The organism is Mesorhizobium shangrilense (genome assembly GCF_040537815.1).
In the GTDB taxonomy this organism is placed as follows: Bacteria; Pseudomonadota; Alphaproteobacteria; order Rhizobiales; family Rhizobiaceae; genus Mesorhizobium; species Mesorhizobium shangrilense.
This window is the reverse complement of sequence record NZ_JBEWSZ010000002.1, coordinates 361,653-376,473: the sequence shown is the minus strand read 5'-3', so window position 1 is coordinate 376,473 and position 14,821 is coordinate 361,653. Positions and strand designations below refer to the sequence as shown.

Genomic DNA, 14,821 nt, shown 5'->3' with positions numbered 1-14,821 from the left:
TCAGAGTCTTGGAGGCCGCCTGAGGTCAAGGGTCATCGGGAAATCTTCAGCGGGTTCTTCGTTGCGCAGCACATAACTGGACGGCGTATGGCCACGCGGCTCGAAGCGGGCGAGTCGACGCGCCTCGGCTTCGTTGCCATTGACCGGAAATGTGTCGTAGCTGCGGCCGCCGGGATGCGCGACATGATAGACGCAGCCACCGACCGCCCTGCCCGACCAGCGGTCATAGATGTCAAAGACCAGCGGCGTGTTGACCGGAAGCGCCGGATGCAGCCCCGATGCCGGCTGCCAGGCCTTGAAGCGCACGCCAGCCACCGCGACCTCACGATTATCCGTCGCCTTCATCGGCACGATGCGGCCATTGCAGACGATGGCATGACGCTCGGGGTTCAGCCCCTCGGTCTTCACCTGCAGCCGTTCGACCGAGGAATCGACAAAGCGCACGGTGCCGCCGATCGCGCCCTGTTCGCCCATGACGTGCCACGGCTCCAGCGCCTGGCGCAGTTCCAGCTTGATGCCGGCTTGGCTAACCTCGCCGCAGAATGGGAAGCGGAATTCGAGCTGGGCGTCGAACCATTCGGGCCGGAATTCGAAGCCGTTGAGCTTGAGGTCGTCGAGCACGTCGAGAAAGTCCGCCCAGACATAGTGCGGCAGCATGAAACGATCATGCAGCGATGTGCCCCAGCGCACGAAGCGTCCGTCGAGCGGGTTTGTCCACGCGCGGGCAATGATCGCCCTGACAAGCAATTGCTGCGCAAGGCTCATACGCGCATTGGGCGGCATCTCGAAGCCGCGGAACTCGACCAGTCCGAGGCGCCCGGTCGGCCCATCCGGCGAGAACAGCTTGTCGATGCATATTTCCGAGCGATGCGTGTTGCCGGTGACATCGGTCAACAGGTTGCGGAACAGCCGGTCGACGAGCCACGGCAGCGGCGCATTGCCCTGGTCGGGATGCGGCACCTGCGCCATGGCGATTTCGAGTTCGTAAAGCGAATCGTGGCGGGCCTCGTCGAAGCGCGGCGCCTGACTGGTCGGGCCGATGAACAGGCCGGAGAACAGGTAGGACAACGACGGACGCCGCTGCCATTGCAGCACCAGGCTCTTCAACAGATCGGGCCGGCGCAGGAACGGGCTGTCATTGGGCGTCGCGCCGCCGACAACGACATGGTTGCCGCCGCCGGTGCCGGTGTGACGCCCGTCGATCATGAACTTGTCCGCGCCAAGCCGCGTCAGCCGCGCCTCCTCGTAAACCGCCGTCGTCGTCGCCACGCAGTCCTGCCAGTTGGCGGCGGGATGGATGTTGACCTCGATGACACCGGGATCGGGCGCCACGCGGATGACGTTGAGGCGCGGATCGTGTGGCGGTCCGTAGCCCTCGATATGCACGGGAAGGCCTATCGCCTTCGCCGCGTTCTCGGCGGCGGCGACGAGTTCAAGATAATCCTCCAGCGCCTCGACCGGCGGCATGAACACGCAGAGCCGGCCGTCGCGCGGCTCGACCGAAAGCGCGGTACGCACCGCGCCGCCGATCTCGGTGATCTCCTGTTCGACCCGGTCCTGCTGGCCGGTCGTCGCCGTGAACGACACCGCCTGCTGGCGGCGCGCCATTTCATCGGCGCCTTCCAGTTCGGCTGGAGCAGCGGTGGGCAAGATTGCTTCGCGCGCCGGCAGCGGCCCACGCGGCAGCGAGGGATCAACCGGAACGATATAGGGGAATTGCGCCGGCGGCACATAGGGCAGCGTGCCCAGCGGCAAGCGGTAGCCGACCGGCGAATCGCCGGGCACCAGGAACAGCCGGCCGCGCCGCGTCTTCCATTTTTCCGAGCGCCAGCGCGGTCCAGAGGCCTGGCTGTTCCAGCGCTGCACCGGCAGCACATAGCCTGACGGCTTGGTCAGCCCGCGTTCGAACACCTTTGCCATGCGGCTGCGCTCTTCCGGGTCTTCCAGCTTGGAATTGGACGGATCGACATTGTCGGGCAGCTTGCCTTCCTTGAGCAGCCACTCGGCCGGATCCTCATAGGCCTCGCTGACCATGGTCTTTTCGATGCCGAGTTCGCCGGCGATCGCCGCCAACAGGCTTTCGGCCTGCTCCGGGCCGATTTCGGCCGAGCTTTTCTCCCGCGCGATCAGCGACGGGTCGCTCCACACCGGTTCTCCATCGGCGCGCCAGTAGAGCGAAAAGGTCCAGCGCGGCAGGCTTTCGCCCGGATACCATTTGCCCTGGCCGTAGTGGAGAAAGCCGCCCGGCGCGAAGCGCTCGCGCAGCCGGCGGATCAGCGCATCGGCCTTTTCGCGCTTGGTCGGGCCGACGGCGGCGGTGTTCCATTCGGCGGACTCGAAATCGTCGATCGACACGAAGGTCGGCTCGCCACCCATGGTGAGGCGCACATCTTCAGTCTTGAGCACGGCATCGACCTTGTTGCCGAGCGCGTCGAGCGCCTGCCAGCTCTCATCCGAGAATGGCTTGGTGATGCGCGGATGCTCGGCGATGCGGTCGACCCGCATCTCGAAGCCGAACTCGACATTGGCGAAGCTCGCCATGCCGGAAATCGGGGCAGCGTTGCGGAAATGCGGCGTCGCCGCCAGCGGTACATGGCTTTCACCGGTGAGCAGGCCGGAGGTCGGATCGAAGCCGATCCAGCCGGCGCCCGGCAGATAGACCTCGCACCAGGCATGCAGATCGGTGAAATCGACTGCGGTTCCGGGCGGCCCGTCAAGTGCCACGAGGTCGGGCTTGAGCTGGATCAGGTAGCCGGAAACGAAGCGCGCGGCGATGCCGAGATTGCGCAGGATTTGCACCAGCAGCCAGCTCGTATCCCGGCAGGACCCCTTGGCGGCAGCCAGCGTTTCCTCCGGCGAGAACACGCCGGTTTCCATGCGCACGATATAGGCGATCTCGCGCTGCAGCCGGGCATTGAGATCGACGAGGAAATTGACGGTGTTGGCCGGTTGGCGATCGATCGTCTTTAGAAAGGCCGACAGCAGCGGACCCGCTGGCTCCGGTGTCCGGTAGATCGTCAAATCGTCCCGGATGTCCTCGGGATATTCGAACGGAAAAATCTCGGCCGACGGCTCGACGAAGAAATCGAACGGATTGTAGACCGTCATGTCGGCGACGAGATCGACCTCGATCTTCAGCTCCGTCACCGGCTCGGGAAAGACGAAACGGGCGAGGAAATTGCCGTAGGGGTCCTGCTGCAAATTGACGAAGTGGTTGGCCGGCTCGACCTTCAGCGAATGGCTGAGCACCTTGGTGCGGGAATGCGGCGCCGGCTGCAGCCTGATGACCTGGGGGCCGAGAACCACCGGCCGGTCGTATTTGTAGTGGGTCAGGTGATAGACGGCTGCCAGAATTGCCATGGGGCCCCGGAATTCAGCGTTTCAAACGAATTCGCTGAACCCTGACACATCTGGCCGCCAATCTCCAAGCGGATGTTGCGCTGCACCTAATTTAAACGGCTATGGAATGCGCCACGGGAGCTACGCGACCGGCGAAAGCCTTCGTATCTTCGTCATCCTGGGGCGAAGCAAGGAGCGAAGCGACGCGGCGCAGACCCCGGGATCCATGCCGCGACTTCGGCCGAAGGGGACGACCAGGATCCTCTCGGCCTCCTTCCCACTTCAACCTTACACCCGAACCAACACACAGGATCCTAGGGTCAAGCCCGAGGATGACGAACCGTAGGGCTCAGAAAAACGCTTGGATTCCCGTCTGCGCCCGACCGAGGATCAACGCGTGCACGTCATGCGTACCCTCATAGGTGTTGACGGTCTCCAGGTTCTGCGCATGGCGCATGACGTGGTAGCCGATCTGGATGCCGTTGCCGCCATGCATGTCGCGGGCCTGGCGGGCGATGTCGAGCGCCTTGCCGCAATTGTTGCGCTTGACGATGGAGATCATCTCCGGCGCCATCTTGCCCTGATCCATCAGCCGTCCGACACGCAAGGAGGCCTGCAGCCCCAGCGCGATCTCGGTCTGCATGTCGGCGAGCTTCTTCTGGTACAGCTGCGTGCCGGCCAGCGGCTTGCCGAACTGCTTGCGGTCGAGGCCATACTGGCGGGCGCGGAACCAGCAATCCTCGGCGACGCCCATGACGCCCCAGGAAATGCCGTAGCGGGCGCGGTTGAGACAGCCGAACGGCCCCTTCAGGCCGGCGACGTTGGGCAGCAGCGCATCTTCACCGACCTCGACGCCTTCCATCACCACTTCGCCGGTGATCGACGCGCGCAGGCTGAGCTTGCCGCCGATCTTCGGCGCCGAAAGCCCCTTCATGCCCTTTTCCAGCACGAAGCCGCGGATATCGTCCTTGCCGTTCTCGCCCTTCAACTTCGCCCAGACGACAAAGACGTCGGCGATCGGCGCGTTGGAAATCCACATCTTCGAGCCGGTGAGCTTGTAGCCGTTCGCGGTCTTTTCGGCCCGCGTCTTCATACCGCCCGGATCGGAGCCGGCATCCGGCTCGGTCAGGCCGAAGCAGCCGATCCATTCGCCGCTGGCGAGCTTGGGCAGATACTTCTTGCGCTGCTCTTCCGAGCCATAGGCATGGATCGGATACATCACCAGCGACGACTGCACCGACATCATCGAGCGGTAGCCGGAATCGATGCGGTCGATCTCGCGCGCGACCAGCCCGTAGGTCACGTAATTCGAGCCGAGCCCGCCATATTCCTCTGGGATGGTGATGCCGAGCAGACCGGCCTCGCCCATTTCACGGAAGATCGACGGGTCGGAAGTCTCGTTGAGATAGGCCTGCTCGATGCGCGGCGCGAGCTTGTCGGCGGCAAAACTGGCCGCCGCATCGCGCATCATGCGCTCGTCTTCCGACAGCTGGTCCTCGAACAGGAACGGATCTTCCCAGACGAATGTATTCTTGTCGGCGGCCATGGCTCTCTCCCAAACTCATGCGTGTCGCCCAAAACTATCAGCGATCCTGGGGAACAGGCACAGACAAAAATCCTGAATTGCCCCGGCTTATCCGCCTCCGGCCCGAAAAAATCAAACGAAATTGCTTCACCAATCCATGAGTGTTAGTAATGAATTATGAACGTCCAGCGCCGTCTTTTGCCGAATATCTGTGCCCTTGCCGCCTTCGAGGCTGTGGCGCGTCTGGGCAGTTTCACCGCCGCTGCCCAGGAGCTCGACTTGACCCAGGGCGCCGTCAGTCGGCAAATCAAATTATTGGAAGATCAGTTCGGTCGCCGATTGTTCGAGCGCGACAGCCGCAATGTGCGGCTGTCCGTGGCTGGCGAAATCTATGCCGAAGCGGTGCGTTCGGCACTCGGGCAGTTGCGCGACGCTGCGCTTGGATTGATGAGCAATCGGCATAGTGGCATATTGAACCTTGCCATATTGCCGACCTTCGGCACGCGCTGGCTGATGCCCATGATCCCCGGCTTCGTCGAGAACAATCCCGACATCACCATCAATTTCGTCACCCGTGTCGGCCGCTTCGACTTCGCCAGGGAGCGGCTGGACGCGGCCATCCATTATGGCATGCCGGACTGGCCGGATGCCGATTCCACCTTGCTGGTGCATGAGACCGTGGCGCCTGTGGCTTCGCCGGAATTCCTCGCCGGCCGTGCCATCGCCACCCCGGCCGACATTGGCCGCCTGCCGCTTCTGCACATGGCGACGCGGCCGGGCGCATGGACGGAATGGTTCGAATATGAGGGCCTGAGCGCGCCTACCGGACCGGGCATGCAGTTCGAGCAGTTCGGCACGGCAGCACAGGCCTGCATGGCCGGGCTGGGCGTCGCTTTGTTGCCGCAGATCCTGATCGCCGGCGAATTGCAGCGCGGCCAGCTCGTACCGGCGCCGGGCCGGCCGATGCAAAGCCGCAGTGCCTATTATCTCGTCGTGCCACACGACATGCGCGGCCACCCACCGGTTGCCAGTTTTCGCGACTGGCTGTCGGGCCAGGTTGAGAAGGAGCCGGCTGTTCTGGCTTGGTAGCTACTTCCGCTTCAGCGCATCCGCCAATGCCGCACCAAACGCTCCCTGCGACGGCTTTTCAGGCTGGCGCTGCGGCGCCGGTCCGCGCGGCGCGCGCCGGCCGCCACCATTGTCGCGCGGTCCGCCGCGCGATGCGCCGCCCTCGCCGCCATCCTTGCGCATGGAAAGCGCGATGCGCTTGCGCTTGATGTCGACCTCGACGACGCGCACCTTCACCACGTCGCCGGCCTTCACCACCTCATGCGCATCCTTGATGAAACGGTCGGCCAGCTGCGAGACATGCACAAGTCCGTCCTGATGCACGCCGATATCGACGAAAGCGCCGAAGGCGGCGACATTGGTCACCGTGCCCTCCAGCAGCATGCCGGGTTTCAGGTCCTTGATGTCATCGATACCATCCGCGAAGGTCGCCGTCTTGAAGCCAGGGCGCGGGTCTCGGCCAGGCTTCTCCAGCTCCGCCAGGATGTCGCGCACCGTCGGCAAGCCGAAGCGCTCGTCGACGAAGACGCGTGGATCGAGCGCCTTGAGTGCAGCACTGTCGCCCATCAGCGAACGGACATCGCGCCCGCAGGCCGCGACGATCTTCTTGGCCACGCCATATGCTTCCGGATGCACCGACGAGGCATCGAGCGGCTCGCTGCCATTGGCGATGCGCAGGAAGCCCGCGGATTGTTCGAACGCGCGAGGTCCAAGGCGCGGCACCTTCAACAGATCGCGGCGGCTGGCGAAGGGGCCAGTGGCATCGCGATGCGCGACGATGGCGTCGGCGAGCGAGGCGCCAAGACCTGACACGCGCGCCAGCAGCGGCGCCGAGGCGGTGTTGAGATCGACACCGACGGCATTGACCGCGTCCTCGACCACCGCTTCCAGCGAGCGGCCGAGCCGGTACTGGTCGACATCGTGCTGGTACTGGCCGACGCCGATCGACTTGGGTTCGATCTTGACCAGTTCGGCCAGCGGATCCTGCAGGCGCCGTGCGATCGACACCGCGCCGCGCAGCGAGACATCGAGGTCGGGAAACTCGGCCGCGGCCGTTGCCGACGCCGAATAGACCGATGCGCCGGCTTCGCTGACGATCACCTTCAGCGGCTTGGGACCGCCATCCGCCGGCATGTCGGACAGCATGTCGGCCACCAGCTTTTCCGTCTCGCGGCTGCCGGTGCCATTGCCTATCGAAATCAGCTCGACCTTGTGCAGGCGGATGAGCTTCGCCAGTTCCGCCTGGGTGCCGCGCACATCGTTCCTGGGCGGGAACGGGTAGACCGTCGTCGTCGTCAGCACCTTGCCGGTGCCGTCGACCACCGCCACCTTGACGCCGGTGCGGATGCCGGGGTCGAGCCCCATCGTGGCGCGCGAACCGGCCGGGGCCGCCAGCAGCAGGTCCTTGAGGTTGCGGGCAAAGACATGGATCGCCTCCTCCTCGGCCCGCTCGCGCAGGTCCCGCATCAGGTCAAGCGTCAAGTGCAGCGACAGTTTTATGCGCCAGGTCCAGCCGGCGACCTCCGCCAGCCAGCGGTCGCCCGGCAGGCTGCCACCGATGGCATAGGCATTGGCGATCATCCGCTCGACCGGCTTCACCGGCGACGTGTCGTCGGCATCGACGTCGATGTCGAGCGACAGCACTTCCTCGTTGCGGCCGCGCAGCATGGCCAGCGCGCGATGGCTGGGCACCGTGGCCCAGCGCTCGAAGTGATCAAAGTAATCCGAGAATTTCGCGCCGGCCTCCTGCTTGCCGTCGACGACCCTGGCGCGCATGAAGGCGCGTTCCTTCATGTAGGTCCTCAGCTTGCCGACCAGATCGGCATTCTCGGCGAATTGTTCCGACAGGATGTCGCGCGCGCCGTCGATCGCCGCCTTGATATCGGCAACCTCCTCGGTGACATAGGCCAAGGCCAGTTCGGCGGGCACCTGCGAACGATTAGCGAGGATGGCCTCCGCCAGCGGCCCCAGCCCGCGCTCCCTGGCGATCTCGGCCTTGGTGCGGCGCTTGGGCTTGTAAGGCAGGTAGATGTCTTCCAGCTCCGCCTTGGTGACGGCGGCAATGATCTTCGTCTCTAGCTCTGCCGTCAGCTTGCCCTGCTCGCGGATCGAACCGAGGATCGTGTCGCGGCGCGCGTCGAGTTCACGCAGATAGGCAAGCCGCTCGGCAAGCAGGCGCAGTTGCGTGTCGTCCAGTCCACCGGTGACTTCCTTGCGGTAGCGCGCCACGAACGGCACCGTGGCACCCTCGTCCAGCAGTTCGATCGCCGCGGCGGCCTGTTCAGGCCGTGCGGTGATCTCGGTGGCGATGATCGCTGCGATGCGCTTGATGTCGGATGCCATGTCGTTCCCGCTCTAGTCGAAAGGAGCGGCGACCATAGGCGTAGATACCGGCCCCGCCAACCGCGACGTTTTCAACCGTCGCGGGCGGTCCACAGGAAAGCATGCGGGAATGGAACCGCGCTGGGAGGTTCAGACCAGCCGGGTCAGCCCCTCGAAGAAGGCGACGATCTCGATATCCAGCGGATCGTCGACCGGCTCCGGCTGCGACGACATCTTCGCGATGACCACTTCCGCCTCCGGGTCGACATAGAGCCACTGGCCGTGGATGCCGATGCCGCAATAGGCGCCGCTCGGCTTGCCCGACTGGTACCATTTGTTGCGGTAGCGGCCTTGCGGAAACAGCGGCACCATCGTGCCGCGCTGCCAGGCATCCGAACTGCCGCCGGTGCTGGTCGTATCCTCGACCCACGCCTGCGGCACGATGCGCCGGCCATTGGCCATGCCGCCTTGCCGCATCATCTCGCCGACACGGGCGAGATCGCGCGGCGTCACCGAAATGCCGCCGGCGGTGCGCGCCGTGCCTTCCATGTCGACACCCACCGAGGCTTCGCCCACCGCACCCAGCGGCTGCCATAGCTTGTCGCGCATCAGGTCGGTGAAGCGCTGGCCCGACGCGCGTTCGAGCAGCAGGCCGAGCAGGTCGGAGTTGGGCGAGCGGTAGCGGAAGGTCTGGCCGTGCGGCTCGGCGAGGCGCTGCAGGGTCAGCAGAAATTCGCGCAGGCTTTCGCTGCCGCCGCCTGGGTTCCACAGCGTGGCGCGGCGGTAGCGGGCAAAGGCGCTTTCCGGGTCTAGATAGGCTTCCTCGAAATCGAGGCTGACCGTCATGTCCAGCACATGTCGCGCCGTTGCGTCGCCATAGGCCGAGCCGGCGGCTTCCGGAATGTAGCTGGCCACCGGGGCTTTCGGGTCGAAAGCCCCCTCGCCTTCCAATATGCCGGCCACGATCGCGGTCAGCGACTTGCTGACCGAAAAGACGATATGGCGGGCGCTGAATTCCATATGCGGCGCGAACCAGTCGCCGACAAGCTTGCCGCCCTTCATGATCGTCAGCGCATCGGTGCTCGAGCGCGCGAGGAAGGCGGCCACGGTCTCAGTGCCGCCGGAAATGGCGACCTTCTCGTTGATCAGCTCGCCCAGGTCCTGAGCCGGTGCTTCGCTGGCGCCCGGCGCAGCCGCGATGCGCGCGGTCGGCACCAGTTCGCCAAGGTTCTGGAACGACCACCGGTTGAACGGGTTTTCACGCCAGTTGGCGAGCTGCACCTTGCTGCGGGCAAAGCCATATCGGGTTTCGAACGCGGTCTTGCCGGTCATGGCGGTTCCTTCCGGGTCTTGTTCTTAGGATTGGTCTTTTCTGGGCTCAGGCCAGGGCGGCGGCGATGGCGTGCACGGCCTTCACCGTTGCCACCGAATAGGCGACATTGCTGAAATCCGGCCAGGTCGAAAGCTTCACCACGACCATTCCTGTGTTCCAGTCGATATGGATCATCTGCCCGAACACGCCCCGGCACATCAGCGCGCGCGAGCGTGGATCCTCGATCCAGAACTGGTTGCGGTAACTGCCTTCGGGCAGGCTCGAACTGAAATCCGGCCCATGCCTGCCGTTGCGCGTTGCCTCGATCCAGTCGGCCGGCACGATGCCGCGCCCATTGTCGAGGATCATCTGGCCGAACCGGCCATAGTCGCGCAGCGTGGCGTTGAATCCGCCATCGGCAAGGGCATAACCGGCGCTGTCGACGGTGAAGCAGGCGCTTTCCTCGGCGCCGAGCTTTTGCCAGAGCTCTTCCGAGACCAGTTGCGCCAGCCGCTTGCCGGTCACCCGCTCCATGATGAAGGCAAGCACGTCGGTCTCGATCGAGCGATATTCGAATTTCTCGCCATGCGGCCGGATCGTGTCCTTGAGACCAAGGATCAGCTCGAACATATGGGAAGGCCAGCGGAAGGCCGGATCGCTGCCTGGCGGCACCGGCTTCCAGCCGGTGGCGACGTCGACCTGGCCGATTTCGGAATAGCGGTCGGTATACTCTTCTGAAAAGCGCACCCCGGTCGTCATGTCCAGCACATGCTGCACGCTGGCGCCGACCCATCCGGTAGCGCCGAGTTCCGGCAGGTATTTTGTCACCGGCAGCGCCGGATCGATCAGGCCGCGCCCGACCAATATGCCGAACACCGAGCCGGTGATCGACTTCGCCATCGACTGCGACAGGTGCAGCGTGCGGTCGGTCATGCCGTTGAAATAGCGCTCATAGGCGACCTTGCCGTCCTTGAGCACGAGGAAGCCGTCCGTATAGGTCTCGTCGAGCAGCCCGGCCAGCGTCGAAGGCCTGCCTTCGCTGTCCTCGACCGGCAGCGTGTCGAGATCGATCTCGGCGCGCTCGAAGCGATGGCGATGGCCATTGCCGCGCCAGACTTCGACGGTCGGCAGGATTTCGCGGATGTGCTGGAAGGCCCAACGGTTCCATGGCGCCCGGTCCCAGTCGAGCTTCGGCGGCACCAGCGTGGGCGGCGAGCCCTGCATGATCGGCGGCAACGGATCGCTGTTGCGGTAGGAACTCATGGCATCACCTGCCTGCAATGTGAGAGCCCGGCACCAGTTGGTGCCAGGCTCCGATGGTCTGCTTACTTCTGAAGTTCAGTCCAGATCTTGGTGTAGATCGCGTCAGTCTCCGCCGCGCACATCATGGCCATCGTGCCATGCGGTTTGCTGGCCTCCGGGATAATGATCTCGGGTGCGTCCTTCATCTCCGCCGGCATGAACGTCTCCGACCCGGCGATGCCGTTCGCATAGCGGTGATAGGCGGAAAGCCCGGCCGCGATCTCGGGGTCCATGATGAAGTTCTGGAACAGCTTGGCGTTCTCGACGTTCTTGGCGTCCTTCAGCACGACGACGTTGTCGCTCCAGTAGGTGAAGCCTTCCTTCGGATAGCCGAAATGGACTTCGGGGCGCGCCAGCCGGATGCGCAGTCCCGCCCCGTTCCAGGTGGTGGAGGCCTGGAAATCGCCGGCCTTCATCTTGTCGATGGCGCTGTATTCCATGGCGACCCAGTTTGGCTTGGCCGCAACCAACAGGTCGCGCACCTTCTTCAGCACATCCCTGTCAGCCGTGCACTGCTCGCCGCCGACATAGCGGATCGCGGCGGTCATGACGTCCTTCATTTCAGGAACGACATTGACCTTGCCTTTCAACTCATCGGGCGTATTGAAGATGATGCCCCAGGTGTTGATATCGCCCTTGTAGGTGCTGGTGTTGACGACGGTGCCGACCGTTCCCCAGGCCCACGGCACGGAATATTTGCGGCCGGGATCGAATTCTGGATTGGCCCATTCGGTCGCGATGTTCTTGGCGTTCTCCATGCCGCCCGGATTGGTCTCGAGCAGAAGCCCTTCCTTGATCCAGATCGGCAGGTGGGTCTGCGAGGGAACTGCGATGTCGAAGCCGCTGCCGCCCTGGCGCACCTTGGCAAGTGCCGTGTCGTTGGAGTCGTAGTCGGTGATCGTCACCTTGACCTTGTACTTCTCCTCGAACTTCTTGATGACGTCGGGGCTGGTGTAGTTGCCCCAATTGTAGATGTTGAGTTCACCTTCGGCCTGGGCGAAGCTGGTTGCGGCCAACAAGGCCAGGGCCGCGGTGGCGGCGGACAATTTAAAATTCACGGCAATATTCCCTTTCTACCTGTGACGTCTTCTTCTGCAATGTGAAGATAAAACGTTAGTGACAGCCGGGATCGATTTCAATCGACCCCGGCCGCGATGACGTCTGCTAAAGCAGCGTGAAGCTTACTTCTGCAGCTCAGTCCAGATCTTGGTGTAGAGTTCCTGGGTTTCCGGCGGGCACATCTTTTGCAACTCGCCAAGCGGCTTGTCTTCGGCCGGAATGACAACTTCCGGCGCATCCTTCATGTCGGCCGGCATGAACTTGTCCGAACCGCTGATGGCGTTGGCGTAACGATGGAAGGCCGAGAGACCCGCCGCGTTTTCCGGATCCATGATGAAGTTCTGGAACAGCTTGGCATTCTCGACGTTCTTGGCTTCCTTCAGAACGACCACGTTGTCGCTCCACAGGCCATAGCCTTCCTTCGGGTAGTTGAAGTGGATGGCCGGATTGGCCAGGCGCTGGCGCAGCGCCGAGCCGTTCCAGTCGCTGGTCGCCTTGAAGTCGCCGGCGCCCATCTTCTCGATGGTGTTGTATTCCATGGCGATCCAGTTCGGCTTGGCCGCGACCAGGAGGTCACGCACCTTCTTCAGCACCGCCTTGTCGTCGGTGCACTGCTGGCCGCCGACATACTTGATCGCGGCGAACATCACATCGCCCATCTCGGGAACGACGTTGACCTTGCCCTTCAGCTCGTCCGGCGTGTTGAAGACGATACCCCAGGTGTTGGCCGGGCCCTTGTAGGCGTCGGTGTTGACGACGACGCCGATCGTGCCCCAGGCCCACGGAACGCTGTATTTGCGGCCTGGGTCGAAATCGGGATTGGCCCACTCGGGCGCAATGTTCTTGGCGTTCTCCATCTTGCCCGGATCGGTCTCCTGGACGAGGCCTTCCTTGATCCAGATCGGGATGTAGGTCTGCGAGGGCACCGCGATGTCGAAGCCGGTGCCGCCCTGGCGGACCTTGGCGAGCGCGGTGTCGTTCGAGTCGTAGTCGGTGATCGTGACCTTGATGTTGTACTTGGCCTCGAACTTCTTGATCACATCGGGGCTGGTGTAGTTGCCCCAATTGTAGATGTTCAGCACGCCATCGGCGCGGGCGAGGCCCGTCGTCGCGAGCAACGCCAACCCCATGGCGGTTGCTGTTGTCTTCCAGTTCATGTTTTTGGCTCCCATTGTCGGTTCAGTCTCGTTTCCTGCTGATGAAGAAAAACAACGTGACGATTGCGACCGAGAGCAGCAGGAAGGCGGTCGATATCGCGTTGATCTCGGGTGTTATGCCGCGGCGTATCTGGCCGAGCATGTAGGTGGGCAGCGTGTCCTGGCCGCCGGACTTGACGAACTCGGTGATGACGACATCATCGAGCGAGATGACGAAGGCCAGCATCAGCCCGGCAAGGATGCCCGGCCACAGCAGCGGCAGCGTGATGCGGCGGAAGGTCTTCCACGGCGTCGCGTAGAGATCGGCGGCGGCGCGCTCCAGCGTCAGGTCCATATTCTCCAGCCGCGCCCGGATCGGCAGATAGGCGAACGGAATGCAGAACGCCGTGTGCGCGGCGATCAGGTAGCCCAGGCCGGAATAGCCGGTGAAGATCTTGATGCGCGAGAAGAAGATCAGCAGCGCCACGCCGGTGACGATCTCGGGCACCATCAGTGGCTGGTTGATCGCCGCGTATTTGAAGGTGAGGCCCGGATAGGAGGCGGTGCGCGTGGTGGCGAGTGCGGCCATGGTGGCGCAGATCGTGGCAAGCGTCGCGGCGATGGCGCCGATCTGGAAGGAGCGCAGCGTCGCGTCGATGACCTGCGTGTTCTGCCATGCCGACTGGAACCATCTCAGCGAAAACCCGCCCCATTCCGACGTCGAGCTTGCCGCGTTGAAGGCGTAGACGACCAGCACGAGGATCGGCAGATAGAGCACCACGAAACAGGTCGCCGCGATCGCCGTAAACCCCGGCTGATGCTTGATGGAGAAGTTGCTAGCCATGACGCACCCCCGACTTTCCGGCATTGCGCACATAGGCAAGCAGCGCCACCATGACGATGAGCATGACGGTGATCGACAGCGCTGAACCCAGTGGCCAGTTTCGACCCTGGCCGAACTGCAACTCGATCAGGTTGGACAGCATCATGTTCTTGCCGCCGCCCAGCACGCTCGGCGTCACATAGGCGCCAAGCGCGGGAATGAAGACAAGGATCGAGCCCGCGATGACGCCGGGTTTGACCAGCGGGAAGATGATCTTCCGCAGCACCTTGAAGCGCGTCGCGTAGAGATCATAGCCGGCTTCCACCAGCCGGAAATCGAGCTTCTCCATGCTGGCGTAGATCGGCAGCACCATCAGCGGCAGATAGACATAGGCCATTCCGATGAGGATCGCCGTGTCGGTGTAGAGGATCTGGATCGGCGCCGAGATGATGCCGAGCTTGAGCAGGATCGTGTTGATGATGCCTTCATTGCGGATGATCTGCAGCACCGCGAAGGTACGGATCAGAAGGTTGGTCCAGAACGGAATGGTGATCAGGAACAGCCAGAGATCGCGTGTCTTTTCGCTGCGTGTCGCCATGAAATAGGCGGTCGGGAACCCAAGCGCCAAAGTGGCGATCGTGGTCACGACGGCAAGCTTGATCGAGCGCAGGAAGATGGTGACGTGCGCCGCCGCGAGCGAAAGCGTATCGTCGAAAATGTCGCGTTCCAGCAACACCGATGTCCAGGCGTCGGTCGAGAATTGCCACTTCACGTCGCCATAGGCGCCCGGCGTCAGGAACGAATAGACCAGCACGATCAGCAGCGGGCCGGTCGCCGCCAGGAAAATGATCAACAGCGCCGGCGCCGACAGGAACCAGCGGTCACGAATGTCCCGCCGCTCCGCCGCTTTGGCGACTTCCTCTGCGGTCGCCATC

General features: G+C 63.5%; 10 protein-coding genes. 1 reads left to right on the top strand and 9 read right to left on the bottom strand.

Annotated elements, in window-relative coordinates:
- Window positions 1–3,360: a transglutaminase family protein gene (locus ABVQ20_RS26445; RefSeq protein ID WP_354462605.1), complete on the bottom strand. Its 3,360-nt coding sequence runs from the start codon at window positions 3,358–3,360 to the stop codon at window positions 1–3.
- A 328-nt stretch (window positions 3,361–3,688) separates the two neighbouring features.
- Window positions 3,689–4,885: an acyl-CoA dehydrogenase gene (locus tag ABVQ20_RS26440; protein ID WP_354462604.1), complete on the bottom strand. Its 1,197-nt coding sequence runs from the start codon at window positions 4,883–4,885 to the stop codon at window positions 3,689–3,691.
- Between the two features lie 156 nt (window positions 4,886–5,041).
- Between ABVQ20_RS26440 and ABVQ20_RS26435 the strand changes: the two genes are divergently transcribed.
- Entirely contained in the window at window positions 5,042–5,953 is a 912-nt protein-coding gene (locus tag ABVQ20_RS26435; RefSeq protein ID WP_354462603.1) for a LysR family transcriptional regulator, read from the top strand.
- On the opposite strand, the gene ABVQ20_RS26430 is transcribed toward ABVQ20_RS26435, so the two are convergent.
- The 7 genes from ABVQ20_RS26430 to ABVQ20_RS26400 all read right to left on the bottom strand — a co-directional run bounded on the left by ABVQ20_RS26430 (window position 5,954) and on the right by ABVQ20_RS26400 (window position 14,820).
- Window positions 5,954–8,275 (bottom strand): Tex family protein, encoded by a 2,322-nt coding sequence (locus ABVQ20_RS26430; protein ID WP_354462602.1) that lies wholly within the window; start codon window positions 8,273–8,275, stop codon window positions 5,954–5,956.
- A gap of 129 nt (window positions 8,276–8,404) precedes the next feature.
- Window positions 8,405–9,586 (bottom strand): serine hydrolase domain-containing protein, encoded by a 1,182-nt coding sequence (locus ABVQ20_RS26425; RefSeq protein WP_354462601.1) that lies wholly within the window; start codon window positions 9,584–9,586, stop codon window positions 8,405–8,407.
- Between the two features lie 46 nt (window positions 9,587–9,632).
- Complete coding sequence (locus tag ABVQ20_RS26420) at window positions 9,633–10,829, bottom strand: serine hydrolase domain-containing protein (protein WP_354462600.1); 1,197 nt, start codon at window positions 10,827–10,829, stop codon at window positions 9,633–9,635.
- A 62-nt stretch (window positions 10,830–10,891) separates the two neighbouring features.
- Window positions 10,892–11,926 carry an extracellular solute-binding protein gene (locus tag ABVQ20_RS26415; RefSeq protein ID WP_354462599.1) on the bottom strand — a complete coding sequence of 345 codons (1,035 nt, stop codon included), beginning with the start codon at window positions 11,924–11,926 and terminating at the stop codon, window positions 10,892–10,894.
- Between the two features lie 123 nt (window positions 11,927–12,049).
- Window positions 12,050–13,084, bottom strand: coding sequence for an ABC transporter substrate-binding protein (locus ABVQ20_RS26410; RefSeq protein ID WP_354462598.1), 1,035 nt, complete (start codon window positions 13,082–13,084; stop codon window positions 12,050–12,052).
- A gap of 22 nt (window positions 13,085–13,106) precedes the next feature.
- A complete protein-coding gene (locus ABVQ20_RS26405; RefSeq protein ID WP_354462597.1) occupies window positions 13,107–13,907 on the bottom strand; it encodes an ABC transporter permease in 801 nt (266 codons plus the stop codon).
- On the bottom strand, window positions 13,900–14,820 hold the full coding sequence (locus ABVQ20_RS26400) for an ABC transporter permease (RefSeq protein ID WP_354463142.1): 921 nt from the start codon (window positions 14,818–14,820) through the stop codon (window positions 13,900–13,902). Before ABVQ20_RS26400 ends, ABVQ20_RS26405 begins: the two co-directional genes overlap by 8 nt.
- Window position 14,821 lies beyond the last annotated feature (1 nt).

Bases quoted from the DNA above. Each gene is read 5' to 3' on its own strand.
- ABVQ20_RS26445 (WP_354462605.1), bottom strand. From the start codon at position 3,360: ATGGCAATTCTGGCAGCCGTCTATCACCTGACCCACTACAAATACGAC.
- ABVQ20_RS26440 (WP_354462604.1), bottom strand. From the start codon at position 4,885: ATGGCCGCCGACAAGAATACATTCGTCTGGGAAGATCCGTTCCTGTTC.
- ABVQ20_RS26435 (WP_354462603.1), top strand. From the start codon at position 5,042: ATGAACGTCCAGCGCCGTCTTTTGCCGAATATCTGTGCCCTTGCCGCC.
- ABVQ20_RS26430 (WP_354462602.1), bottom strand. From the start codon at position 8,275: ATGGCATCCGACATCAAGCGCATCGCAGCGATCATCGCCACCGAGATC.
- ABVQ20_RS26425 (WP_354462601.1), bottom strand. From the start codon at position 9,586: ATGACCGGCAAGACCGCGTTCGAAACCCGATATGGCTTTGCCCGCAGC.
- ABVQ20_RS26420 (WP_354462600.1), bottom strand. From the start codon at position 10,829: ATGAGTTCCTACCGCAACAGCGATCCGTTGCCGCCGATCATGCAGGGC.
- ABVQ20_RS26410 (WP_354462598.1), bottom strand. From the start codon at position 13,084: ATGAACTGGAAGACAACAGCAACCGCCATGGGGTTGGCGTTGCTCGCG.
- ABVQ20_RS26405 (WP_354462597.1), bottom strand. From the start codon at position 13,907: ATGGCTAGCAACTTCTCCATCAAGCATCAGCCGGGGTTTACGGCGATC.
- ABVQ20_RS26400 (WP_354463142.1), bottom strand. From the start codon at position 14,820: ATGGCGACCGCAGAGGAAGTCGCCAAAGCGGCGGAGCGGCGGGACATT.